The organism is Micrococcus sp. Mcc89, from assembly GCF_024519795.1.
Taxonomy (GTDB): domain Bacteria; phylum Actinomycetota; class Actinomycetes; order Actinomycetales; family Micrococcaceae; genus Micrococcus; species Micrococcus luteus.
Window position 1 is genome coordinate 1 of the sequence record NZ_JALJRI010000115.1, and the last position, 22706, is coordinate 22706.

Genomic DNA, 22706 nt, shown 5'->3' on the forward strand with positions numbered 1-22706 from the left:
GGATCAACCCCTACCTGTGACCACCCCGCTTACACAGACAAGTTGACACGCCCGCGAACGGCGAGCTCAGGCTTGGTGTCCCGCGCTCGGTTCGCGACCATGATCCTCCGCGCTGCACAGCTGGAGGCCCAAGATCTTCCGTTGTTGCCTTTGTCTTCAGATCCCACTGAACTGCGTGTCGTAGCGCGTGGCCATGCGCATGATCATCGAGTCGTAGTGAAAAGCGTCCCCCGGCTGCGGTGCGGGTCGGGAATGAACGACTTTCACAGGACTGTCATCGTTCCGAAGGTCGAGGACAGTTACGCCAATTGCATCAAAACCGATACCGATGGAACTGGAACGAGTCCGAAGAGTATTAAGGGTGTCCAACACCCGTTGACAATCACCGGGCTGCTTGTGAGAAGTGACAACGGGTTCCTGCCCGAGATGAATGCGCTCAACGTTTGCAGGGTTAGAACTTACAAACACGTCTGCGACATTAACCTGTGCGTATCCAATCGCCAAGGCTGTCTGGCTCTCACCGTGTACAGAGATGTGGGAACTGGTCAATTCATCATGAAGACGCGGAAGTGACTTGACGTGAGCAGTCATCGTGGCCTTAGCTTCTAGAGCCACCAGAACCGACCCGACAGGCGCCACAGGAATATCTGGTAGCGACGTCAGCTCGCCCATCTCTTCTCCGGAGAGGTTCATGTTGTAGCGCTGCGCGAGAGAGACCAGGGACTCGCCGCGGGCCGATGTCGCCGCTCCTCCTGGTCGGGCGATGACCAAGTCAAGCACCTTGCTCTTCTTCGTTTCGAAATCACTCAACTTCAGATTGACACCAAGGACAATCTTGCCGTCGCGGGCATGTTGCCGCATCACACTCGACGAGCGAAGCAAGTCGAAGGCGACGCCCCAACTGGCCATTTTTCCATGACGATCTGATCGAGAATGATATTGCCAGCGAATTCCATATTTGGTGGGGTCTGCCGGTTCGCTCATGGTTCGAGCCAGAATATCGGGGCCAAACACGTTCATGCCTCCAACTTGGTAATCAGCTGATCTTCAGTCAATGCCCTGTCCGCCTCAGCCACAGCCTCGCGGAATCCCGGATATCGGCCCAAGTTCCCCTGGAGAAGGCGCGAACGGAAACCCGACACCGCACGCCGGCTCAACGCCGGGGCTGACGACACGTCAACATGCTCCAGCAAGTGCTCATACGGTTCCAGAGTGGGAAATTCGCTGGCCTCCACTCGCCATCGCTTCCCGCCCATACCAGCAGCAGCGTTCGGCCACTGCCTGGATGAGCCCCAATCGACGGAGGGGCACACCACTTCGCCTGGCGCGAAGACTCGCCGAGCCACCCACTCTGCAACACGCACCGAGACTGCATTGCCAAGGAGTTTGCTCCGGGTTCCGCGCGTCCGCGCAGCGCTCAAGCCGAAGTCGAGATCAGTCCACCCGCGGGGGAACCCCTGCAATGATTCCATTTCTGCTTCCCTCGGCACCACCAAGGCGCGAGTGGCGTCCTCCGCGCCACGGACCCAAATGGCAGGAGGTGAAGCGATGCCGATCGTGGAGCCACCCTTGAGCGTCGGAATCGCGTCGGGTGCCCACCCCAATCCACCCTTACCCTCCGTCCAGTAGAATCCAAAGGCGTCGGAGGAATAATGATCATCAGGGCGTGACGCCGCCTCGTCCGCAAAAAGGACCTCCGACGGGTTGAGGTTCACCGAGGCAACAACGATTACACGACGGCGCCTCTGCGGCAGTCCCGTAAAACGAGTGTCGACGACCCGGTAAGCCCAAGAGTATCCAAGGGTCTCCATCTCCTGGACCAGGAACTCCATCGCAGCACCCTTGTCGAGGGCCAGCATGTTGGGGACGTTCTCAATGAGCAGTGTGGGAAGTCGTCGTCCAGCAGAGATGCGACGCCGAAGCAGCTCGAACAAATGCGTCACCAACCCGGACTGCTCCCCGCGAATGCCCGCAGTTCGACCTGCCTGTGAGAGATCCTGACAGGGGAACCCAGCGGAAAGTATGTCAGTTGCCTCCGGCAGGGATGCCAGCTCTCGAACGTCTGGGTGCAGCTCAGCACCGGGAAACCGATTCTTCAGAACGATTTGAGCAGGGGCCCAAGACTCACACAGAAGATCTGTCTCGACCTTTGATCCCAACGCATTGTGGAAGCCCTGCTCAATGCCACCGATACCTGCGAATAGACCCGTCAAGTGGACCATACGACGCCTACCTCTCTGCATGGCCTGGTGGGCCATGACCTACGACTCTACCCGTGTCCAGCTCGGCCCCACATGGAGCCGCGGGACGGTGAGATGCTGTCTGAGGCCATCGTCTCGCGCACCCCGGACACGTTAGGCGAAACTGCCCACGAGCGGTCCACCGCACTCAAGGTTCTCCTCATTCGGTGCGGACCGCACGCCTAATGACAAGCTCAGGGTTCTTGTCCACCGTCGTGAAGATCGGGGCGGGGCTCCACTCGCCCTTGGGATACGTCCAACCAGTCAGATCAGGCCCCTCACCGCAGCAGGTCCTTCACGATCTTCCCCGTCCCGTTCTTCGGCAACGAGTCCATGAGCGTCACCGGCTGCGGCCCCTTGTACGAGAGTAGGCGCTCGCGCACGAACGCGGAGAACTCGGCCTCGGCGACGTCGGGGTGCACATAGAGCGCATCCTCGACCTCGCGCGGGTACACGTTGTAGCCGTTGCGGATGTTGATGTCCTTCAGCCGGCCCACGATCCGGTAGTAGCCCTCCTCGTCCCGCCGGGCGAGGTCGCCGGTGCGGAGCCAGCCGTCGTCGTCGAACGCGGCGGCCCCGGCCTCCGGCAGGCCCAGGTACCCGGACATGACCACGGGCCGGTGGATGCGCAGCTCGCCGGGGGTCTCGGTGTCCCTCTCCGGCACCTCCACGCCCTCCGGGGTGACGATGCGGAACTCCACACCCTCCAGCGGCCGCCCCACGGTGCCGGGGCGGCTGGGGCCGTCCATGGGGTTGAAGCACACGGGCCCGCAGGACTCGGACAGGCCGTAGGCCTCGCGCACCGGCACGCCGAAGGCCGCCTCGGCCTCGGCCTCCCGCAGCGTCTCCACGGCCAGTGGCGCGCCGCCAGAAAGCACGTAGCGCAGCGCGCCGATCAACTCACCCGAACTCCGCCCACACCCGCCTCTCCACCCCATCCACGGTCATCACGCCGCCGTGCGGCAGCACCCACTGCGGCCGGGTGTGGCCGAACGGGACGCCCACGCACACCACCGCGTCCGGGTTGTAGCGCCCGACCTCCTCCACCACCACATCGGCCTGCTCCGCGCTCCGCCGCGCCCGCTCCTCCGCACCGCGCGGCGCCTCGAAGGAGCTCGTCGGCGGGCGGGCCGCCAGCACGGCGTCCACGGCGCCGAGCACGCCGCGCTCCCCCAGGATCCGCAGCAGCCGCCGCACCTCGCCGGCGCTCGGCAGCTCCTCGCTGGTCTCGATGAGCAGCACACCGCCCTCGAGCACCGCCATGTCCGCAGGCCCGCGGCCGGCCGCCATCACCCACGGCAGCACCTCGAGGCAGCCGCCCCACGTCCGGCCGGTCACCGCGCGCTGCGGCCCGGCCCAGCGCCACGGTGAGGCGCCCGCACCGGGCGCGCCGCCGACGCCGCGCGCGCCGTCGTCGTGCAGGCCCGGCACCGGCTCGCGCGTCCCGAACTCGGTGAGCGCCCGCGGGTCCAGCCAGTCGACGCCGTGGTCCTCCGACTCCCCCGGCTCCGTGATCTCCAGCCGCCCTCCCGTCAGCAGGGCGGCTCGCAGGGACGCGGCGTGCACCTCATCCACAGCCGGTCCTGGCCCCAGGTGCACCTGGGTGGACCCGCCGTAGAAGCTCGCCACGCCGTTCGCCCACAACCACTGGTGCAGGTTGGTGTTGTCGCTGTAGCCGAGGAACGGCTTGGGGTCCGCGCTCACGGCGTCCGCGTCCAGGTGACCGATGACGGTGATCTGGTCCTCCCCGCCCACCGTGGCGATCACCGCACGGATCTGGGGGTCCGCGAACGCCGCGTTCAGGTCCCGCGCCCGGTCCTCGGGACTCGCCCCGAGCTGCCGGGTGGTGGGGTACTCGACCGGCACCAGTCCGGTCACCTCGGCCAGGCGGCGCATCGCCTGCTCGTGCACCGCGGGCGCGAAGCCGGGAGCCGCGAACGACGGCGAGACGACGGCGATCCTGTCGCCCGGCTGGGCCTTGGGCGGGTGGACGAGCGGCTGAGTCATACCGGGAGCGTAGCGAGAGGCCACCTGTCCGTCGTTCCTCTCACTCAGACCAGACGACCTGCGCCCAGACCGCCCGGCGCCCCTCACCCCTGACGCAGCTCGCGGCGCAGGATCTTGCCCGTGGCGTTCTTCGGCAGCCCGTCCAGGATGGTCACCTCCCGCGGCTGCTTGTAGCGGGCCAGCCGCTCGGCCGCGAACGCCTGGAGCTCCTCCCCCGTGACGGCGCTGCCCGGGGCCAGCGAGACGAAGGCGGCGATCTCCTCGCCCAGCCGCTCGTCCGGCACACCCACCACGGCGGCCTCGACCACGTCCGGGTGCTCGTAGAGGACCTCCTCCACCTCGCGGGGGTACACGTTCATGCCGCCGCGGATGATCACGTCCTTGAGCCGGTCCACGATCATCACGTACCCGGCCTCGTCCCGGCGGGCGATGTCGCCGGTGCGGAACCAGCCGTCCTCGTCGAACGCCGCCTCCGTGTCCTCCGGGCGGCCCCAGTAGCCGGCCATGATGCCCTCGCCCCGGATGCGCAGCTCACCGGAGGTCTCGAGGTCCTCCTCGGGCACCTCGGTGCCGTCCATCGCGACGATCCGGAACTCGAAGCCGTCCACCGGCCGGCCCACGGTGCCCGGGCGGGTCGGCGCGTCCACGGGGTTGAAGAAGCACGCACCCGCGTTCTCGGACAGCCCGTAGCCCTCCAACACGGGCACGCCGAACAGCGTCTCCGCCGCGCGCAGCGTCTCCACCGGCAGGCTCGCACCGCCGGAGAGGGGCATGCGCAGCCGCGAGAAGTCCGCCGGCTCGGTCCCGGCCTCACGGCGGGCCCGGGCCACGGAGAGGAACGCCCCGTGCATGGTGGGCACGCCGGGCAGGAACGTGATGCCGTGGTCCTGCAGCTGGTCGTAGGCGGCCTCCGGCACGAACCGCGGCATCAGGGACAGGGTGGACCCGGCGAACACCGCGCCGTTGAGCACCACCGAGAGCCCGAACACGTGGAACATCGGCAGCGCCGCGAACACGACGTCGTCCGGGCCGAGCCGGCCCAGACCGGTCGCCGTCGCCATGGCGTTGGAACGCAGGTTCGTGTGCGTCAGTCGGGCACCCTTGGGCCGCCCCGTGGTGCCCGAGGTGTAGAGCAGGACGGCGTCGTCGTCGGGGTCCCGCGGGGTGATCTCCGTGACCGGGGTGATGCCCTCGGCGTCGCACTCCCGCCCGACCGCTTCGAGATCCAGGGTGACCACCTCGACGTCGACGTTCCCGGCCACCCCGTCCACGGCCGGCAGCCCGGGCATGGCCCAGAGCATGCGCGCCCCGGAGTCCTCGAGGAAGTACTCCAGCTCACGGGCGGTGAACAGCGGGTTGAGCGGCACCATCACCGCGCCCAGACGCATGAGCGCCTCGTAGACCGCCACGAAGGCCGGGATGTTGGGCAGCATCATGGCCACCCGGTCCCCCGGGCCCACCCCGCGGTGGCGCAGCCAGCCGGCCGTCGCGGCCGTGACCTGATCCAGTTCGCGGTAGGTCATGCTGGCCTCGCCGATCCGCAGGGCAACGGCATCCGGCTGCCGGGCCACGGTGGCCGAGAGCAGCTCGGCCACATGACCCCGGCGCTCGGTGGGCCGGCCGACGGTGGTCGCGGAGGTGTCGGGGGTCTCGGAGTTCGTCACGGTGGCTCCTGATCTGGTCGGGGCGGTCATCGGAGGGGGGTCAGAGGAAGGCGGAGTGACCGGTGAGGCCGCGGCCCACGATCAGCGAGTTCACCTCGTAGGTGCCCTCGTACGTGAAGATCGCCTCGACGTCGCAGAAGAACCGGCCGAGCCCGACGTCGGCGAGGATGCCGTTGCCGCCCATCATCTGCCGGCCCAGCGCGGCCGACTCGCGGCACATCTGGGAGGTCTTCAGCTTCACCAGGGAGGCCTGCGTCATGGACACCTCGCCGGCGGCCTCCAGCTGCACCGCCCGGTGCGCCATGCCCAGGGTGGCCGCCAGGTTGGCCGCGATCTGCACGAGCAGGGACTGCACCAGCTGATGCCCGGCGATCGGGCGACCGAACTGGGCGCGCTCCAGCGCGTAGCGGCGGGCGGCGTCGAGGATGCCCTGTTGCGCGCCCACGGCCTGCCAGCCCAGGCCGTTGCGGGAGCCCAGCAGGATCACGTTGGTGTCCGCGAAGGTGTTGGCCTTCTCCAGCTTGTTCTCCGCCGGGACGCGCACGTCCGTGAAGGTGATGTCCGCGTTCTGGACGATCTTCACCGCGGTCTTGTGCTCGATCTTGGTGGCCTCGTAGCCGGAGGTGTCGGTCTCCACGATGAAGCCCTTGACCTGGTCGTCCTCCTCGTCCCGGGCCCACACGATCGCGATGCGGGACATGGTGCCGTTGCCGATCCACCGCTTGGCCCCGTTGATCACCCACTCGTCCCCCTCTCGGCGGGCCGTGGTGGCCATGCCGCCGGCGACGTCGGAGCCGTGCTCCGGCTCGGTCAGCGCGAAGCAGCCGGTGTACTCCATCGCGTACAGGCCCGGAAGCCACTTCTGCTTCTGCTCCTCCGAGCCCAGGGCCTCCAGGGTGGCCCCGACGAGGTCGTTGTGCAGGGCGAAGTACACGCTGAGGGAGATGTCCGCGCGGGCCAGCTCGGCCATCAGGTACCCGCGGAACAGCGGGTCCTCGGTCATGCCGCTGATGTGGTCGTAGCCCAGCTCCCCGACGCGGCAGGCGATCTCGTGCGGGAACTCGTCCCGGCTCCAGGCCTCCGCCACGTGCGGGGTGACGATCTCGGCCAGGGCGGCGCGGATCTCCGTGAGCTTCTCCTGCTGCTCGGGCGTCAGGAGGCGGTGGTACTCGAGGACGTCGACGTCGATCAGCGAGCGGGTGCGGGAATCCGTGGTGGTCATGAGGGGCTCCTGGAGGTCGTTCGAGGGGGGTGCTGAGTCGTGGGGGTCAGGCGGTGGGGCTGGCCAGGGCGGTGAGCGGGATGCCCCGCTTCTCCCCCCATGCCTGCCAGTGGGCGGCGTCGTGCCGGGAGAGGGCCTCGGTGAGCTGCGCGCGGACGTCCCCGTCCGCGTCCAGCCCGAGGCCCTCGACGAGCGCGGCCGCGAAGTGCGGCTCGAGCGCGCCGACGGCCACATGGCCCTCGGCCGCCGGATACACCCCGTAGTGGGGCAGGGCCCCGCCCAGGGGGCTGCGCGGGTCCGTCATGCGGTGCCGGTTGGGCAGGGCCAGGGCGTGCGCGGCCTCGGCGAGCGCCACCGTGGCGTGCCCGCCGTCCCCGTCCGCGCCGCGGGCCCACAGCAGGGCCAGCGCGGTGGAGACGGCCCGCTCGGCACCGTGCAGATCCGCCGCGAGGATCCGCGGCGGAGCCCCCGGCGCCAGCAGGCCCGCCGCGGCCTGGTAGTTGATGTCGTGGCCCGGCACGTCCGTGCGGTCCCCGGCGTATCCGGTGATGTCCACCTGGCAGATCCGCCGGTGGCGGGCGCGGACGGCGTCGGCGTCCAGGCCCAACCGGCGCAGCGCCCCGGAGCGGTGGGAGGTGAGGAACACGTCCGCCTCGGCCAGGATCTGCTCCATCTCGGCGACCCCGGCCTGGGACTTCATGTCCACCGTGCGCACCGACTGCCCGCGGTGCAGCTCCTCGTAGAGGGCCGGCACCAGGGTGGCCACGGGGTCCCCGCTGGGCGGGAGCACCGTGACGACGTCGGCGCCCAGCTCCTGCAGGCGCGCCGCGGCGGCGGGCCCGGGCAGGTTCAGCGCGATGGTCACCACGCGCACCCCGGCCAGCGGTGCGGCGCTCATCGGCCCGGCCCCTCGCCTCGCTCGGCCCGCTGCCGGAGGGTGTCGCCGGGACGGAACCGCTCGCCGTAGCGGTCGGCCAGCTCGTCGGCGCGGGCCACGAACGCGGCCGGCCCGCCCTCGCGGTGCGTCATGAACGTCACGGGCCCACCGGTGTGCGGCGGGAAGCCGATGCCGAACACGCCGCCGAGGTTCGCCGAGGGGGCGTCGGTGAGGACGCCGTCGTCGAAGCAGCGGGCCGTCTCGATGGCCATGCGGTACAGCAGGCGGTCCTGCAGGTCCTGCTCGGGCACGTCCGCCCCGGTGGCGAAGTGCTCGGCCAGGCCCGGCCACAGGTGCTTGGGGCCCTGTTCCGGGTACTCGTAGAAGCCGGCGCCCTGAGCGCGGCCCGGGCGGCCGAACTCGTCCACCATGCGCTCCACCACGCGCTCGCCCGGCCGCACCGGACGTTCACCGCCGGCCTCGGCGACGGCCTTCTCCTCCTCGCGGCGGATGTGCTGGATCAGGGTCAGGGAGACCTCGTCCATCATGGCCAGCGGGGAGGCCGGGAAGCCGGCGTGGCGGGCCGCCCGCTCGATCCGCTGCGCGTCGACGCCCTCCTCCACGAGGGCCGCGGCCTCGAGCACGAGCGTGCCGTAGACGCGGGAGGTGTAGAAGCCGCGCCCGTCGTTGACCAGGATGGGCAGCTTGCGGATCTGCTGCACCAGGTCGTAGGCGCGCTCCACCGTGCGCTGGGAGGTCTGCTCACCACGGATGATCTCCACGAGCCTCATCCGGTCCACCGGGGAGAAGAAGTGCAGGCCGATGAAGTCCTGGGAGCGCTCCCGCGGACCCTGCAGCAGGGTGATCGGCAGCGTGGAGGTGTTGCTGCACAGCAGGGTGTCCGGGCCGACCACCTTCTCCACCTCGGCGAACACCGAGTCCTTGAGCTCGAGGTCCTCGAACACGGCCTCGATCACCGCGTCCACGTGGGCGAGGTCCTGATAGTCCTCGGTGGGCTGCACGCGGGCCAGGACGGCGTCGGCGTCCTCACGGCTCATGCGCCCCTTCGCCACGCGCCCCTCGAGGAGGGCACCCACCCGCTCACGGCCGCGCTCGGCGGCCTCCAGGCTGACGTCCTTGAGCATCACGTCCACGCCGTTGAGCGCGAGCGCGTGGGCGATGCCCACGCCCATCATCCCGGCGCCCAGCACCGCCGCCGTGGTGATCGTGCTGCGCTCGCGGGAGGGACCGCCCAGGGCCGCGCCGGAGCGCAGCGCCTGCATGTCCGAGTGGAACGCCTGGATCATGGCGGAGGAGGTGTGGCCCGTCACGAGGGACACGAAGTACCGGGTCTCGATGCGCGAGGCGGTGTCGAAGTCCACCTGCGAGCCCTCCACCGCGGCGCTGAGGATCGCCTTCGGGGCGGGCAGGTCCGCGCCGTGGAGCTGCCGGCGCAGGGTGGCGGCGAACGCGGGCAGGCGGGAGGCGAAGGAGGCCTGGGCGGGGGTGCCGCCGGGGATCCTGAAGCCCTTGACGTCCCAGGGCTTCACGGCGGCGTCGGCGTCGGCGCGGTGCTCCAGGATCCAGCGCTTGGCGGCGGGCACCAGGTCCGCGGGGTCGGTCACGACCTCGTCGATGATCCCCTTCTCCATCGCGGCCCGGGCGTCGCGGGCGGTGCCCTGCAGCAGCCACTCCATCAGGGCGCGCTCCACGCCCACCATGCGCACCAGGCGGGTGATGCCGCCGCCTCCGGGCAGCAGGCCCAGGGTGACCTCCGGGAGGCCGACCTTCAGCCCCGGGTCGTCCACGGCGATGCGCCGGTGGCAGGCCAGGGCGATCTCCAGGCCGCCGCCGAGCGCCGTGCCGTTGATCGCGGCGACCACGGGGCGGCCGAGGGTCTCGAGGCGGCGCAGCTGGCCCTTGACCCGCTGCGTCAGCGCGAACACGGACTCCACGTCCTCGGGGCCGGCCTGGGCCAGGGAGTCCAGGTCGCCGCCGGCGAAGAAGGTCTTCTTCGCGCTGGTCAGGACGACGCCGGTCACCGTGTCCCGCTCCGCCTCCAGGCGGTCCACGACGGCGTCCATCGCGTCCTGGTACCGCTCGTTCATCGTGTTGACCCGCGCCTGCGGGTCGTCCATGGTCAGCGTGACGACGCCGTCGGCGTCCTGGTCCCAGGTGATCATGTGCTCACTCATGCCGGTGCTCTTCCTGCCGTGCTGGTCGGTCGGGTGGGTGGGGCGCTCAGACGCGCTCGACGATCGTGGCGACGCCCATGCCGGCGCCGATGCAGAGCGTGGCGATGCCGGTCCGCAGGTCGCGCCGCTCGAGTTCGTCCACGAGGGTGCCGAGGATCATGGCGCCGGTGGCCCCCAGGGGGTGGCCCATGGCGATCGCGCCGCCGTTGACGTTGGTCTGCTCCTCGGTCCAGCCCATCTCCTTCATCAGCAGCAGCGGCACGGCCGCGAACGCCTCGTTGATCTCCACGAGGTCGATGTCCGCGGCGGTCATGCCGGCCACCTCGAGGGCCTTGCGGCACGCCGGGGTGGGGCCGGTGAGCATGATGGTGGGCTCGGAGCCGACGACGGCGGCGGAGACGATCCGGGCCCGCGGGCTCATCCCGGCCCGCCGGCCGGCCTCCTCGGAGCCGATCAGCGTCAGCGCGGCGCCGTCGACGATGCCCGAGGAGTTGCCGGGGTGGTGCAGGTGCTCGATCCCCGCCAGCGAGCTGTACTTCTCCAGCGCCACGGCGTCGAAGCCCGCCTCCCGGCCCAGCGCCTCGAAGGAGGGCTTGAGCGTGGCCAGGGTCTCCACGGTCGAGTCGGGGCGGATGGTCTCGTCCCGGTCCAGCACGGTCATCCCGTTCATGTCCGTCACCGGGACCACGGAGCGGGCGAACCGGCCCTCCTGCCACGCCGCCGCGGCACGGCGGTGGCTCTGCGCGGCGAAGCGGTCCAGCTCTGCGCGGCTGAATCCCTCACGGGTGGCGATCAGGTCCGCGGAGACGCCCTGCGGGATGAAGTCGGTGGCCAGGGAGGTGGCCGGGTCCATGGCCCACGCGCCGCCGTCGGAGCCCATGGGCACGCGGGACATGGACTCCACGCCGCCGGCCACGAGCAGGGACTCCCAGCCGGAGCGGATGCGGGCGGCGGCCTGGTTGACTGCCTCGAGTCCGGAAGCGCAGAACCGGTTCAGCTGCACGCCGGCCACGGTCTGCGGCAGGCCCGCCTTGAGGGCGGCCACCCGGGGCAGGACCGCGCCCTGGTCGCCCACCGGGCTGACGCAGCCGAGGATCATGTCCTCGATGTCGGCGGGGTCGAGCCCCTCATGGCGGTCGCGCAGCGCGTGGGTCAGGCCGACGACGAGGTCGATCGGCTTGACCTCGTGGAGGGAGCCGGAGGGCTTGCCGGCACCGCGCGGTGTGCGGAGGGCGTCGTAGAGGAAGGCGTCCTGGGTCACGGGGTCTCCTGGGGTCGGGGTGGGTCTGGGGAGGTGGCGGGCCGGTCAGCGGCCGGAGGTGAGGGCGTCGGCGTAGTCGGCGCGCAGCTTGCGCTTGTTGACCTTCCCGACGCCGGTCCGGTCGATCTCCGTCACGAAGCGGACCTCGTCGGGCAGCTGCCAGGTGGCGAAGCGCTCGGCGAGTGCGGCGAGGACGGCGTCCTGGTCGACGTCGGAGTCCTCGTCCCGCACCACGAGGGCCAGGGGGCGCTCCTCCCACTGGGGGTGGGGGACGCCGATCACGGCGGCGTCGCGGACCCCGGGGACGGTCATGATGTGGTTCTCCAGGTCGATCGAGGAGATCCACTCGCCACCGGACTTGACCACGTCCTTCAGGCGGTCGGTGACCTTGAGGTAGCCCTCCGGGGAGAGGTAGCCCAGGTCCCCGGAGCGCCAGTAGCCCTCGTCGTCGAAGCCGGCCTCGGTGGCCTCGGCGTTGTCGGCGTAGGAGGTGGTCACCCAGGGCCCGCGCAGGCGGATCTCGCCCACGTTCTCCTCGCCGGGCGGCAGCAGCTCGCCCAGGGGGTCGGTGATCTTCACGTCCACCCCGACGACGACGAGGCCCTGGAACCGCTTGAGGTTCCACCGCTCATCCTCGGAGAGGGTGTCCATGAGGCTCGGCTTCATGCGGTTGAGGGAGACGATGGGCGAGGTCTCCGTGGCCCCGTAGGCGTGGATGACCTCCGCGCCGGTGAGCTCGTCGAAGCCGCGCATCATGGCCACGGGGGGCTCGGTCGCGCCGCACAGCAGGCGCACGCCGTCCATCCGTGGGGGCGTCTCGAGGGTGCGGAGGTGGTGGAGCATCGGCATGAGGATCGCGGGCGCGGCCGGGGCCACGGTGACGCCGTGGTCCACGAGGGTGGAGGTCAGCCACGGGGTGTCCGTGAGGTTGAACCGGCCCGGCAGCACCAGGCGCGCGCCCACGGCGACGGCGGCGAACGGCAGGCCCCAGCACTGCGCGTGGAACATGGGGGTCAGCAGCAGGGCGGTGTCCGCCATGGTCATGCCCAGGGTGGACACCACGGCGTGCGCGTGCAGCCAGGTGGCCCGGTGCGAGTAGAAGACGCCCTTGGGACGGCCGGTGGTGCCCGTGGTGTAGCAGGCGCCGGAGGCGGAGCGCTCACTCACGTTCGGCAGGTCCGCTGTCTCGAGCGGCTCCTGCCCGTCGAGGAGGGCCTCGTAGGAGAGGACGTCGCCGCGACCGGCCCAGTCGGCGGGGAGCTCGCCGTCGCCGGCCACGATCCAGCGGATGCCCCCGGGCAGGTGCGGTTCGAGCGCGGCGGCGAGCTCCAGGAGGGTCTCGTCCACGACGATCGTCCCCACCTGCGCGTGGGTGATCACGTAGGCCAGGTCCGTGGGCGCCAGGCGCAGGTTGAGCTGCACCATGGTCGCGCCCAGCAGCGGGACGGAGAAGTAGGACTCGAGGTGGCGGACGTCGTTCCACAGCAGCAGGCCGACCCGGTCCCCCGGCCCGACGCCCTCGGCATGCAGGGCCGCGGCCATGCGGCGCACCCGCTCCCACACGGCCGCGTAGGTGGTGGTCTGCCACGGGGAGCCGCCGCCGCGGGTGTGGATGATCTGCTGATCCCCGAAGGTCCGGGCGGCGTCCCGCAGGAGGCGAGTGGTGGTGAGCTGCTCGTCGTCGCCCATGGTGGACGGGGTGCCGAGGACGGTGTCGGTGGTCTGCATGGGTCCCCCTGGGAGGTGTGGTGGTCGCGGAGGCGGGCGGCAGTCATCTGTGACATGCCTCACTGGGCGTGTGTTGCACACTCAAGCACGATGTTGCACTAGCGTGCAAGAAGGGTGCGAGGGTCGTTTCGATCCCTGCCGTAGGGTTCAGCGAGCCCCCGCATCCTCGTCTCCCGACCACGGGCCATCCCATCCGCCGACCCAGCCCCGAGGACCCGATGAACACCCCCCTGCCCTTCGACCAGGACGATCTCTCCTCCCCCGCGCGCCTGCGCCTGGCGGCCCTCGAGCTGTATGCCGAGCGGGGGGTCGAGATGGCCAGCGTCCGCGAGATAGCGCAACGGGCCGGCGTCGCCCCCGGGCTGGTGCGGCACCACTTCGGCAGCAAGGCGGGGCTGACCCGCGCCGTCGATGACGACGTGCTGCGCCTGATCGCCACGACCCTCGACGAGGTCCCGCTCGTGGGCACCCCACAGGAGGTGTCCGCCGCCCGCGACGCGGCGTTCGCGGCCCTGCTGGCCGACCACCCGGTGGTGGGGGCCTACGTGCGCCGCTCGCTGCTGGAGGCCGGCGGGGAGACCGAGTCCCTGCTGGAGCGCCTCGTGGACCTGACCACGGGACAGACCGAGCGCCTGCGCCGGTCCGGCTTCGCCCCGCGGCGCAGCATGCCGACGTCCGTGTTCGGCACCGTCATCCGGCAGATGGGGCACCTGATGGTCGACCCGTCGGCGGACCGCATCTGGCGCCGGATCGCCGAGACCCAGGAGGACGCCGCCGAGCAGGCGAGCCCGCGAGTGCGGCTCGTGGTGGATCCGCCGCGGTGAGCAGGATCGCCTCCGACCGCGAGGGCGTCGTGCATCTCGTCCGGCAGGCCGACGACGCCGGCCCGCCCGTTCCGGGAACGCCTGCGGTCGGTATGGGCGCACTTTTCAGGCTCAAAGCGACCGCACGCGTTCCAGGTCCGCGGGCGCCCCCCGGCCGCCCGCGCCCCCGCCCCCGCACGCGCCGTTTCCCGAACGAAAACGTGGGTGGGGCGTAGCCTGGCCGCCATGACCACCGTGTTCTACGACGACCAGGGCCGCCCCGAGCCGCCCTTCGCCGCGGGCGAGGCCGCCACCCTGCTGGGCTTCCTCGACTTCCTGCGCGCCACGATCGAGTGGAAGACGGCGGACCTGGACACGGCCGCGCTGCACCGCCGCCTGCCGGGGCACCCGTCCGCGATGACGCTCGGCGGCCTGCTCAAGCACCTCGCGTTCGTCGAGTTCTGGTGGTTCGAGGCCGTCGCCCTCGGCGAGCCCACCTCGACGCCCTGGGTGGGCGCGGACTTCGACGCGGACCCCGACTGGGACTGGCACAGCGCGGCGCAGGACTCCGCGGCGGACCTGCGCGCCCTCTGGCAGGGCCAGGTGGAGCGGTCCCGGCAGATCGTGGTGGACCTGCTCGCGGCGGACGGCGACGACGGCGCCGCGGCCCTGGCCCGCGCCCACCGGATCCGGGAGGGGCGGGACCCGGTCTCGCTGCGGTGGATCCTCACCCACATGATCGAGGAGTACGGCCGCCACGCCGGCCACGCCGACCTGCTGCGCGAGGGGATCGACGGCCAGGCCGGCGAGTGAGCCCGCCCCACCCGCGGTCCCGCCTGCGGTCGCACCCGGGTTCATCCCCTCGTCGGATGCCCGGCCCCACGCCGGCTGGGTAGATTCTGTGCCATGGCCTCCCCCTCCCCTGCGTCCGCGCACCCGTCCGCCCCCGAGAGCGGGACGGGCCTGGGGTTCACCGGCGCGGCGGGGATCACCGGGCTCACCGCCGCCGAGGTCGCCGAGCGGGAGGCCGCGGGCCTGGTCAACGTCCAGTCGCGGGACACGTCCCGCTCGCTGGGGCAGATCCTGCGCGTGCACGTGTTCACGCTGTTCAACCTGGCGATCGCGCTGTGCGCCGTCGTCGTGATCCTGATGGGCCGCTGGCTGGACCTGCTGTTCTCGTTGGCGGCCGTGGCCAACGTGGTGATCGGCGTGGTCCAGGAGTACTCGGCCAAGCGGAAGCTGGACCGGATCGCGCTGCTGCACCAGGACGACGTCGTCGTCATCCGGGACGGGGCGCGCGTGCCCCTGCCGATGGCGCAGATCGTGCGGGACGACGTCGTGGTGCTGCGCCGCGGCGACCAGGTGCCCGTGGACGGCGAGGTCCTCGTCTCGGACGGCCTGGACATGGACGAGGCGCTGCTCACCGGGGAGAACGACCCCGTGCCGAAGACCCCCGGGGACGCCGTGCTCTCGGGCTCGGCCGTCGTGGCCGGCGCGGGCCTGGTACGCGCGACGGCGGTGGGCTCGGCCTCGCACGCGGCCCGGCTCAGCGCCGAGGCCCGCCGCTACTCCGCCATCCACTCGGAGCTGCGCGGCGCCCTGGAGAAGGTGGCCCGCTGGCTGACGATCGCCCTGGTGCCGATCATCGCGGTGATCGTGCACGGCCAGATGACGGCGGTCGGCGGCTGGGCCCTCGCCCTCTCCCAGCCGCGCGAGGCCGCCCTGGAGCCCGCGCTGATCGCGTCCGTGGCGGCGGTGACCAGCATGATCCCGCAGGGCCTGGCGCTCATGACGACCATCGCGTTCGCCGTGGCCGCGCTCAAGCTGGCCCAGCAGGAGGTCCTCATCCAGGAGCAGCCCGCCGTGGAGGTCTTGGCCCGCGTGGACACCGTCTGCCTGGACAAGACCGGCACCCTCACCGAGGGCGGCGTCCGGTTCGACCGGCTCGCCGCGCCCGCCTCGGCCGACGCGTCCCCGGACGCCCACGACGACGGCGCCCCGGCCGAGGTCGCCGACGGGGCTCGGGCCGTGCTCGCCTGGTTCGGCGCGGACCCGGACGTGAACCCCACCGCGGCGGCCCTGCGCGAGCCCTTCACGGCCGTCCCGGCCGTGGACCCCGCGGCCCAGGTGGCGTTCTCCTCCGCGCGCCGGTGGTCGGCGGTCGCGTTCGGCCCCGAGGCCGGGGCCGCGGCCGGCACGTGGCTGCTCGGTGCGCCCGAGGCCCTCGTGGACGAGCGGCTCCTCGGCCCCGATGCCGCCCAGGCCGTCCGCGCCCAGGTCCACGCCGACACGGACGCCGGCCGCCGCGTGCTGCTGCTGGCCCGCACGGACGAGCCCCTGATCGGGGATGCGCTGCCCGCCGGAGGCGTCCCGGTCGCCGTCGTGACGTTCCGCGAGAACGTGCGCCCGGACGCCGCCGAGACCCTCGACTACTTCCACGCGCAGGGCGTGCGGACCGTGGTGATCTCCGGGGACAGCCCGCGCACCGTGGCCGCGGTGGCGCGCGAGGTGGGTCTCGAGGTGGCGGGCCAGGCCTACGACGGGCGCACCCTGCCGGAGGACCCCGGCGCGCTCGCCGACGTGATGGCCGAGCACGACGTGTTCGGCCGCGTCAGCCCGGACCAGAAGAAGGCGATGGTGCAGGCGCTGCAGTCCCGCGGGCACGTGGTGGCCATGACCGGCGACGGCGTGAACGACGCCCTGGCCCTGAAGACCGCGGACCTGGGCATCGCCATGGGCAACGCGGCCCCGGCCACCAAGGCGGTGTCCCGGATGGTGCTCCTGGACGGGCGCTTCGACCGCCTGCCACGCGTGCTCGGCGAGGGCCGCCAGGTGATCGCCAACATGGAGCGGCTCGCCCACATCTACCTGACGAAGACGACGTACGCGCTGCTGTTCGGCGTGGTGTTCTCCCTGTTCGCGTGGCAGTTCCCGCTGCTGCCACGGCAGGCCTCCACCGTGGACTTCATCATGATCGGCGCACCCACGTTCTTCCTCGCCCTGCTGCCGAACCCGCGCCGCTACGTGCCCGGCTTCCTGGGGCGGGCGCTGCGGTTCGCGATCCCCTCCGGCGCGGTGATCCTGCTGTCCATGGTGACGTTGCAGACGTACGTGCGCCTCACCGCCGGCGACGTCGACCTGCCCCGCCAGCAGGCCGCCTTCATGATCACCCTGACCCTGCTGGGCCTGTGGGTGCTCAGCGTGATGTCCCGGCCGCTGAGCGCGCGCGTGGTGGTCCTCATCCTGGCGATGTACGCGGTGCTGGCCGCCGTCGTGCTGGTGCCGGCCTCCCGCTGGTACCACCAGATGGAGGTCCCGCCCACGGACGTGCTCGTGGCCGCGCTGGTGATCGCGGCGCTCGGGTGCGGACTGATCGAAATCATCCACCAGGTGCACCGCCGCCACGTGGCGCGGGTGCTGGCCGCCGCGGGGGCCTGAGACCCCTCAGCGGCGGGCCCGGCGCACCGCCGCCCGGTAGCCGCACCACTCCGACACCAGCACGACGACGGCGACCAACAGGTACGCGACGTCCCACGCGCTGAGCCGCTCCCCGGCCACCACGCCCGGGAGACGGGTGGCCAGGATGAGCAGCACGAGCGCGGTGACCGCCCAGGCCCGCCGGCGGGGCGCGGCGACCCGGTCCTTGCGGAAGCCCACGGCGTACGACTCCGGGGAGCCGAGCTCCTCGGCCAGCGGGCGCCCGGCCGCGGCCCCGCGGGCCCGCGCGTCACGGACGATCTCGGCCACCCGCGCGTCGGGCAGGTCCTTGCGCAGCCGCAGGACGCCGGCGAGGCGGCGGGCCCAGGCGTCGTCGTCGAGGGCGGCGGGGGGCTCTTCCACGGGCCGGCGGGCCGCCGGGAGCAGCCGGTGTGCGAGCCAGGCGAGGCCCGCGCAGACCGGGGCGACGGCGAGCAGCCAGAACGTGCTCCCGGTGAACAGGTGCGTCGGCGCGTTCACCTCCACGAGCCACCAGGCGAGCGCCAGCACGAAGGCCAGGAGGGCGCCGCCGGTCACCAGCGTGGCGGCCAACCGCGGGACGCGGGCGAGGAGCCGCTCCCAGAGGACCATCACCGCCACCCCGGCCACACCCATGAGCACCGGGCCAGCAGGAGCCCCCACGTGTAGTCGGTGGTGAGCCCGTCCCGGCGCAGCCAGACCAGGCAGAACAGGACGGCGATGCCGGCGGCGACCGTGAAGCCGACCACCGGCACATCGCGCCAGGTGGCGTCGGGTGTGGCGGGGGCGGGGGGGGGGGGGGTGGTCATCGGTCGGGTCCCTCCTGTGTGGTCCGTTGCGGATCCCTTTCGGTGACCCTACGGCCTGGTCGAGCACGTCTCCGCATCGGGCGCCCTCCCTCGTGCCGGCGTCGGCGGTCGCTCTACCGTGGGGCCATGGACTCCACGCTCTTCACCCGTTCGGCCGACCGCGCCGCCCACGACGACGTCAACTTCCGCACCCGCAAGTGGGTCAAGCCGGAGGACCTCAACGCGAACAACACCCTCTTCGGCGGCTCGCTGCTGCGCTGGGTCGACGAGGAGGCGGCCATCTACGCGACCCTGCAGCTGGGCAACCCGCGGTGCGTGACGAAGCTGATCTCGGAGATCAACTTCCTGGCCTCGGCGAAGCAGGGCGACATGATCGAGATGGGCCTGCGCGCCACCGAGTTCGGGCGCACGTCCCTGAGCATGCGGGCGAAGGTGCGGAACATCGTGACCGGCGAGATGATCCTGACCATCGACAAGATCGTGTTCGTGTCCCTGGGCGAGGACGGCAAGCCCGTGCCCCACGGCTTCACCGAGATCACCTACGACCGCGACCGCCTGCCCCTGGACAACCCCCTCTGAGCCAGCCCGCCACCCCACGCGGTGCGGGGGCGGAACTCGGGGATCCCCACCCGGAATACCACCGAGTTCCGCCCCCAACGCGGGAGGGCAGGCGGCTCTAGTCGATGCCGCGGGCGGCCAGGGCGTCCCCGACGTCGTCGGCGTGCTTGAAGCTGAGCACCAGCAGCGGCAGCGCCCAGGCCCACGGCGCCATCCGCACCCCGCGGGCGGCCTGCGCATGCCGGATCTGCTCGGCCAGGGCGCGCAGGTGGCCGATCGAGGAGAGCACCAGGCCCATCGCCAGGCCCACGCGGTCCGCGCGGAACCCCGCCCGCACCAGGCGCGGCCCCGCCCACGGGATCCGCTCGACCGGCCGCAGCACCGCCTCGGCCACCCCGGTCATGTCCGCGATCCGGGTGGTGCGCGTCAACACCTGCGCGGTGAGCACGAGCCCGAGCACGCGCGCCACCATGAGTCCGGCGGCGAACGCGTCGGTGAAGATCCACTGCGCCGCGAACAGGACCACGTAGAACAGCCACAGAGCGCGCAGGTCGGAGGCGATCATCGCCGCACCGCGCCGCAGCCCGAAGCCCACGAGATACGCGGTCACGGCACCCACGACGGCGGCGCCCGCCGTCCACAGGGACAGCGGCAGCAGGGTCAGGGCCAGCACCCACACCGCGAACAGGCCCGTCTTGAGGCCGGCGCGGGCGCGGTGCAGGGGCGAGTCGCCGTGGATGTACAGGGACAGCATCAGCGCAGCTCCGCCGCCACGGCGTGGTCCAGGAAGCGCTCGTACGCCTCGACCACGTCCTCGGCCGGGCCGGTCCGCTCCACACGGCCGCCGTGGATCCACACCGCCTCGTCGCACGCACGGGCCAGCTCGAGGTCGTGGGTCACCAGCAGCAGCTGGAACCCGTCCGGGGCCGAGGGGTCGGCGGCCAGCAGCCGGTCGGCCACGATCCGCCGGTGCCGGCCGTCCAGCAGGGAGGTCGGCTCGTCGGCGATCACCAGGGACGGCCCGGCGGTCATCACCGAGCACATCGCCAGCCGCTGCGCCTGCCCCGAGGACAGGGACAGGCACGCCCGGTCCGCGAGCGCGGTGAGCCGGTGCTCCTCAAGCGCCGCGGCCACGCGCGCGGCGACGTCGTCCTTGGTCAGGCGGCGGCCGGCGTCGTCCCTGAGCGACTTCACGGTCAGCTCCACGTCCTCCCGGACGGTGGGCATGACCATCTGTGCGGCCGGGTTCGCGAACACGAAGCCGACGGTGCGGCGCAGCGCCTTCACGTCCCGGACGGCGTCCACCCCGTGCACGGTCACCTCCCCGGCGACGACGTCGGCCAGCCCGGCGATCGCGCGGGCCAGCGTGGACTTGCCGGAGCCGTTCTCCCCGATCACCGCCACACGCGGGGCCGTGAGGGTGAGGTCCACGCCGTCGAGGAGCACGACGACGCCCTCGGGGCCGTCGGCCTCGACGCGGACGCCCGTGAGGGTGACGGAGCGATCCGGGCTCATCGGAAGGCGCGGGGGTAGGCCTTCCACAGGCCGACGATGAGGATGACGGCCACGACGAGCTTGATCAGGTCACCGGGCACGAACGGGGCCATGGAGAGGACGGCGGCACCGAACTCCATCCCGGCGATCCCGACGAAGCCGAGCACGCCGAAGAAGTAGACCATCACGACGCCGCCGATCAGCCCGGCGACGGCCGCGCCGAGCGCGACCCGTCCGGCGCCGAGGCCGGGGCGGGCCCGGGAGGTGAGGGCCCAGAAGATCAGGCCGACGATCAGCGCGGACGGGATCCAGCCGAGGATGAAGCCGGCCGTCGGGCCGGCGAACACGCCCAGGCCGCCGCGGCCGCCGCTGAGCAGCGGCAGGCCGAGCGCCACGAGGCCGGCGAAAAGCGCCATCGAGGCGGCCCCGCGCCACGGGCCGAGGATCACACCGGCCAGGATCACGGCGATGTTCTGCAGCACGATCGGGGCGGGCACACCGGCGACGGCAATCGGCGGCACCAGCCCGAGGACGGCCATCAACGCGGTCATGACGGCGATGCGCGCGAGGCTGCCGCCGGCGGAACCGCGACGGGGGCGGCGGCCGGTGTCGGCGGGGCGGTCCGCCGTCGTGGTGGCCGCGGGGCGGACGTGGCCGTCATGGGACGAGGGCACGGAAGTGCTCATGGAGGGACTCCTGGTGCGGAAGCGAGTGCGAGGGGGCGCTCAGCCGAGGCGCGGGGCGCATGGCGAGTGCCCGACGGGTTGAACAGTGTTCAGGAGTCTACTGCAGGGGCGAGGGTGTGGGCGGCCGGGGTGCGTTCCCGGGGCGACACCGAGGCAGCGGTCGGCTTGGGCGTTGTGCTGACCGGCGATCAGCAGGAACGAGGTCTGCGGCCCGCCGAGCATCTCGCGGACCGCGGCCAGTACTGGCGAGCGGGGGCGTAAGGCGGGGTGGCCGGGCAGTCCGGGCAGGGCCATGACGTCTCGTGACCGGCCGGGCCCTGACCTCATTCCCCAGCATCCGCACCGACCTGCGCAACGCCGGCGTGAACGTGGTGGACCAAGAGGCCGCCCGAGACGGGAACCTGGCCACCAGCCGCTCACCCGATGACCTCTTCCCTGTGTTCCGCCGTGGGAGTACTGTCCAGCCCACCGGCGCCGGAAACCGCTCGTGAGCAGCGCGGTACGCCACATGGCGCAGGCGGGGCTGACTACCGGCTCGACGCCCGGCACCTCGGTACCCGCCGCCCTCCTATAAGCCAGCACCGGTCGAGGACGCGCCGGCCCTTCGAGGATCTCAGCCCACGTCCCGCCTCAGGACAACCAGAAGGAAGTGATCGCGGATGCGACGGATGACGCTGCCGAGTGGGGAGTCCATCCCTGTGCTGGGCCAGGGCACCTGGGGCTGGGGTGAGGACCCCGGCCGCCGCGGCGACGAGGTCGCCGCGCTGCACGCCGGCCTCGAGCTGGGCATGACGCTGGTCGACACCGCCGAGATGTACGCCGACGGCGGTGCGGAGGAGGTGGTTGGTGAAGCATTGGCGGGTCGCCGCGACGAGGCGTTCGTGGTCAGCAAGGTCATGCCGTCCCACGCCTCCCGTTCCGGCACGATCGCGGCCTGCGAACGCAGCCTGAAACGCCTGGGCACCGATCGGATCGACCTCTACCTGCTGCACTGGCAGGGCAGGTACCCGCTGCAGGACACCGTCGCGGCCTTCCACCATCTCGTCGAGGACGGGAAAATCCGATACTGGGGCGTCAGCAACTTCGACCACCGGGCCCTCGCCGAGCTGCAGGACGTGCCGGGCACCAGCGGGCTGACCACGGATCAGGTGCTGTACAACCTGTCGCGGCGAGGACCGGAGTACGACCTGCTGCCGTGGTGCGCCGACCACCAGCTGCCGGTCATGGCGTACTCGCCGATCGAGCAGGGCCGCATCCTTGACGACACGACGCTGAACGACGTCGCGGCCCGTCACAGCGTCAGCCCCGCGGCGGCGGCCCTTGCCTGGGTGCTGCGCCGCGACTCGCTCTGCACGATCCCCAAGGCGAGCAGCCCGCAGCACGTGCGCGACAACGCCACAGCACTGGACGTGGAGCTGACCCGCGAAGACCTGGATGCTCTGGACCGTGCGTTTCCGCCCCCGAGCGGACCGCGACCACTGGAAATGCTGTGACCCTGCCCCAGGGCGCAGCCCGGTCGGTCCGGGCGGTCCGGGCAGTCCGGGCAGCGCTCCGGTCAGCGCAAGTCTCCGAAGGACCTGCCTGTCACCTCCTCCTGAACCTGTGCACGCCATCCATCGACTCCTTTCCTCGAGCCCTGTCGGGTTCGCGGTAGGTGTTGTGGGGCATGAGGTTCTTGACATGGGTGCCGGGCTGAGATGAGACGA

The 22706-nt window shown here is 71.6% G+C and carries 20 protein-coding genes and 1 pseudogene; 6 read left to right on the top strand and 15 right to left on the bottom strand.

Translation table 11 applies throughout. From position 1 onward, the window contains the following. Positions 1-156: 156 nt before the first annotated feature. From NR072_RS10450 to NR072_RS10495, 10 genes are all read right to left on the bottom strand, one after another. Positions 157-984, bottom strand: coding sequence for a hypothetical protein (locus tag NR072_RS10450; RefSeq protein WP_256837194.1), 828 nt, complete (start codon positions 982-984; stop codon positions 157-159). A gap of 32 nt (positions 985-1016) precedes the next feature. Further along, complete coding sequence (locus tag NR072_RS10455) at positions 1017-2258, bottom strand: DNA cytosine methyltransferase (protein WP_223247475.1); 1242 nt, start codon at positions 2256-2258, stop codon at positions 1017-1019. Positions 2259-2518: 260 nt separating this feature from the next. Further along, positions 2519-3139 (bottom strand): AMP-binding protein, encoded by a 621-nt coding sequence (locus tag NR072_RS10460; RefSeq protein WP_051995213.1) that lies wholly within the window; start codon positions 3137-3139, stop codon positions 2519-2521. Between the two features lies 1 nt (position 3140). After that, positions 3141-4247 carry a S66 peptidase family protein gene (locus NR072_RS10465; protein WP_036313884.1) on the bottom strand — a complete coding sequence of 369 codons (1107 nt, stop codon included), beginning with the start codon at positions 4245-4247 and terminating at the stop codon, positions 3141-3143. Positions 4248-4330: 83 nt separating this feature from the next. Beyond that, entirely contained in the window at positions 4331-5911 is a 1581-nt protein-coding gene (locus tag NR072_RS10470) for a long-chain fatty acid--CoA ligase (RefSeq protein WP_235187726.1), read from the bottom strand. A gap of 40 nt (positions 5912-5951) precedes the next feature. Beyond that, positions 5952-7133: an acyl-CoA dehydrogenase family protein gene (locus NR072_RS10475; protein ID WP_073117268.1), complete on the bottom strand. Its 1182-nt coding sequence runs from the start codon at positions 7131-7133 to the stop codon at positions 5952-5954. Between the two features lie 46 nt (positions 7134-7179). Continuing rightward, positions 7180-8031, bottom strand: a complete 852-nt coding sequence (locus NR072_RS10480) for a CoA transferase (protein ID WP_073117267.1) — start codon at positions 8029-8031, stop codon at positions 7180-7182. Then, positions 8028-10205 (bottom strand): 3-hydroxyacyl-CoA dehydrogenase NAD-binding domain-containing protein, encoded by a 2178-nt coding sequence (locus tag NR072_RS10485; RefSeq protein ID WP_036313876.1) that lies wholly within the window; start codon positions 10203-10205, stop codon positions 8028-8030. Before NR072_RS10485 ends, NR072_RS10480 begins: the two co-directional genes overlap by 4 nt. A 46-nt stretch (positions 10206-10251) precedes the next feature. After that, positions 10252-11466 carry an acetyl-CoA C-acetyltransferase gene (locus tag NR072_RS10490; protein WP_036313873.1) on the bottom strand — a complete coding sequence of 405 codons (1215 nt, stop codon included), beginning with the start codon at positions 11464-11466 and terminating at the stop codon, positions 10252-10254. Between the two features lie 45 nt (positions 11467-11511). Then, positions 11512-13194, bottom strand: coding sequence for a long-chain-fatty-acid--CoA ligase (locus tag NR072_RS10495; RefSeq protein WP_073117266.1), 1683 nt, complete (start codon positions 13192-13194; stop codon positions 11512-11514). Between the two features lie 218 nt (positions 13195-13412). On the opposite strand from NR072_RS10495, the gene NR072_RS10500 reads away from it, so the two are divergent. The 3 genes from NR072_RS10500 to NR072_RS10510 all read left to right on the top strand — a co-directional run bounded on the left by NR072_RS10500 (position 13413) and on the right by NR072_RS10510 (position 17435). After that, the gene (locus tag NR072_RS10500) at positions 13413-14018 is read left to right on the top strand and encodes a TetR/AcrR family transcriptional regulator (protein ID WP_073117265.1); all 606 of its coding nucleotides are present in this window, start codon (positions 13413-13415) and stop codon (positions 14016-14018) included. 225 nt (positions 14019-14243) lie between these two features. Beyond that, a complete protein-coding gene (locus NR072_RS10505) occupies positions 14244-14810 on the top strand; it encodes a DinB family protein (protein WP_041104677.1) in 567 nt (188 codons plus the stop codon). A gap of 93 nt (positions 14811-14903) precedes the next feature. After that, positions 14904-17435, top strand: a complete 2532-nt coding sequence (locus NR072_RS10510; protein ID WP_041104675.1) for an HAD-IC family P-type ATPase — start codon at positions 14904-14906, stop codon at positions 17433-17435. A 6-nt stretch (positions 17436-17441) separates the two neighbouring features. Here the strand turns inward: NR072_RS10510 and NR072_RS10515 are convergent, their stop codons facing one another. Both NR072_RS10515 and NR072_RS10520 read right to left on the bottom strand, forming a co-directional pair. Continuing rightward, positions 17442-18095, bottom strand: a complete 654-nt coding sequence (locus NR072_RS10515; RefSeq protein ID WP_256837199.1) for a hypothetical protein — start codon at positions 18093-18095, stop codon at positions 17442-17444. After that, on the bottom strand, positions 18065-18262 hold the full coding sequence (locus NR072_RS10520) for a hypothetical protein (RefSeq protein ID WP_256837201.1): 198 nt from the start codon (positions 18260-18262) through the stop codon (positions 18065-18067). The genes NR072_RS10515 and NR072_RS10520 overlap by 31 nt, the downstream gene beginning before the upstream one ends. Positions 18263-18388: 126 nt before the next feature. Between NR072_RS10520 and NR072_RS10525 the strand changes: the two genes are divergently transcribed. After that, the gene (locus NR072_RS10525) at positions 18389-18841 is read left to right on the top strand and encodes an acyl-CoA thioesterase (RefSeq protein ID WP_051050163.1); all 453 of its coding nucleotides are present in this window, start codon (positions 18389-18391) and stop codon (positions 18839-18841) included. A 97-nt stretch (positions 18842-18938) separates the two neighbouring features. Here the strand turns inward: NR072_RS10525 and NR072_RS10530 are convergent, their stop codons facing one another. The 3 genes from NR072_RS10530 to NR072_RS10540 are packed head-to-tail and all read right to left on the bottom strand — an operon-like array spanning position 18939 to position 21000. Then, the gene (locus NR072_RS10530; RefSeq protein WP_163721220.1) at positions 18939-19574 is read right to left on the bottom strand and encodes an energy-coupling factor transporter transmembrane protein EcfT; all 636 of its coding nucleotides are present in this window, start codon (positions 19572-19574) and stop codon (positions 18939-18941) included. Next, positions 19574-20335 (bottom strand): energy-coupling factor ABC transporter ATP-binding protein, encoded by a 762-nt coding sequence (locus NR072_RS10535; RefSeq protein WP_163721218.1) that lies wholly within the window; start codon positions 20333-20335, stop codon positions 19574-19576. Before NR072_RS10535 ends, NR072_RS10530 begins: the two co-directional genes overlap by 1 nt. Then, positions 20332-21000 carry a biotin transporter BioY gene (locus tag NR072_RS10540; protein ID WP_036381852.1) on the bottom strand — a complete coding sequence of 223 codons (669 nt, stop codon included), beginning with the start codon at positions 20998-21000 and terminating at the stop codon, positions 20332-20334. The genes NR072_RS10535 and NR072_RS10540 overlap by 4 nt, the downstream gene beginning before the upstream one ends. Positions 21001-21299: 299 nt before the next feature. On the opposite strand from NR072_RS10540, the pseudogene NR072_RS10545 reads away from it, so the two are divergent. Further along, positions 21300-21491: pseudogene (locus NR072_RS10545) on the top strand (DJ-1/PfpI family protein); the annotation flags it as partial. Between the two features lie 177 nt (positions 21492-21668). Continuing rightward, positions 21669-22493 (top strand): aldo/keto reductase, encoded by an 825-nt coding sequence (locus NR072_RS10550; protein ID WP_233569937.1) that lies wholly within the window; start codon positions 21669-21671, stop codon positions 22491-22493. The last annotated feature ends 213 nt before the right edge of the window (positions 22494-22706 follow it).

Bases quoted from the DNA above. Each gene is read 5' to 3' on its own strand.
- NR072_RS10450 (WP_256837194.1), bottom strand. From the start codon at position 984: ATGAGCGAACCGGCAGACCCCACCAAATATGGAATTCGCTGGCAATAT.
- NR072_RS10455 (WP_223247475.1), bottom strand. From the start codon at position 2,258: ATGGCCCACCAGGCCATGCAGAGAGGTAGGCGTCGTATGGTCCACTTG.
- NR072_RS10465 (WP_036313884.1), bottom strand. From the start codon at position 4,247: ATGACTCAGCCGCTCGTCCACCCGCCCAAGGCCCAGCCGGGCGACAGG.
- NR072_RS10475 (WP_073117268.1), bottom strand. From the start codon at position 7,133: ATGACCACCACGGATTCCCGCACCCGCTCGCTGATCGACGTCGACGTC.
- NR072_RS10480 (WP_073117267.1), bottom strand. From the start codon at position 8,031: ATGAGCGCCGCACCGCTGGCCGGGGTGCGCGTGGTGACCATCGCGCTG.
- NR072_RS10485 (WP_036313876.1), bottom strand. From the start codon at position 10,205: ATGAGTGAGCACATGATCACCTGGGACCAGGACGCCGACGGCGTCGTC.
- NR072_RS10495 (WP_073117266.1), bottom strand. From the start codon at position 13,194: ATGCAGACCACCGACACCGTCCTCGGCACCCCGTCCACCATGGGCGAC.
- NR072_RS10500 (WP_073117265.1), top strand. From the start codon at position 13,413: ATGAACACCCCCCTGCCCTTCGACCAGGACGATCTCTCCTCCCCCGCG.
- NR072_RS10505 (WP_041104677.1), top strand. From the start codon at position 14,244: ATGACCACCGTGTTCTACGACGACCAGGGCCGCCCCGAGCCGCCCTTC.
- NR072_RS10510 (WP_041104675.1), top strand. From the start codon at position 14,904: ATGGCCTCCCCCTCCCCTGCGTCCGCGCACCCGTCCGCCCCCGAGAGC.
- NR072_RS10520 (WP_256837201.1), bottom strand. From the start codon at position 18,262: ATGACCACCCCCCCCCCCCCCGCCCCCGCCACACCCGACGCCACCTGG.
- NR072_RS10525 (WP_051050163.1), top strand. From the start codon at position 18,389: ATGGACTCCACGCTCTTCACCCGTTCGGCCGACCGCGCCGCCCACGAC.
- NR072_RS10530 (WP_163721220.1), bottom strand. From the start codon at position 19,574: ATGCTGTCCCTGTACATCCACGGCGACTCGCCCCTGCACCGCGCCCGC.
- NR072_RS10535 (WP_163721218.1), bottom strand. From the start codon at position 20,335: ATGAGCCCGGATCGCTCCGTCACCCTCACGGGCGTCCGCGTCGAGGCC.
- NR072_RS10540 (WP_036381852.1), bottom strand. From the start codon at position 21,000: ATGAGCACTTCCGTGCCCTCGTCCCATGACGGCCACGTCCGCCCCGCG.
- NR072_RS10550 (WP_233569937.1), top strand. From the start codon at position 21,669: ATGACGCTGCCGAGTGGGGAGTCCATCCCTGTGCTGGGCCAGGGCACC.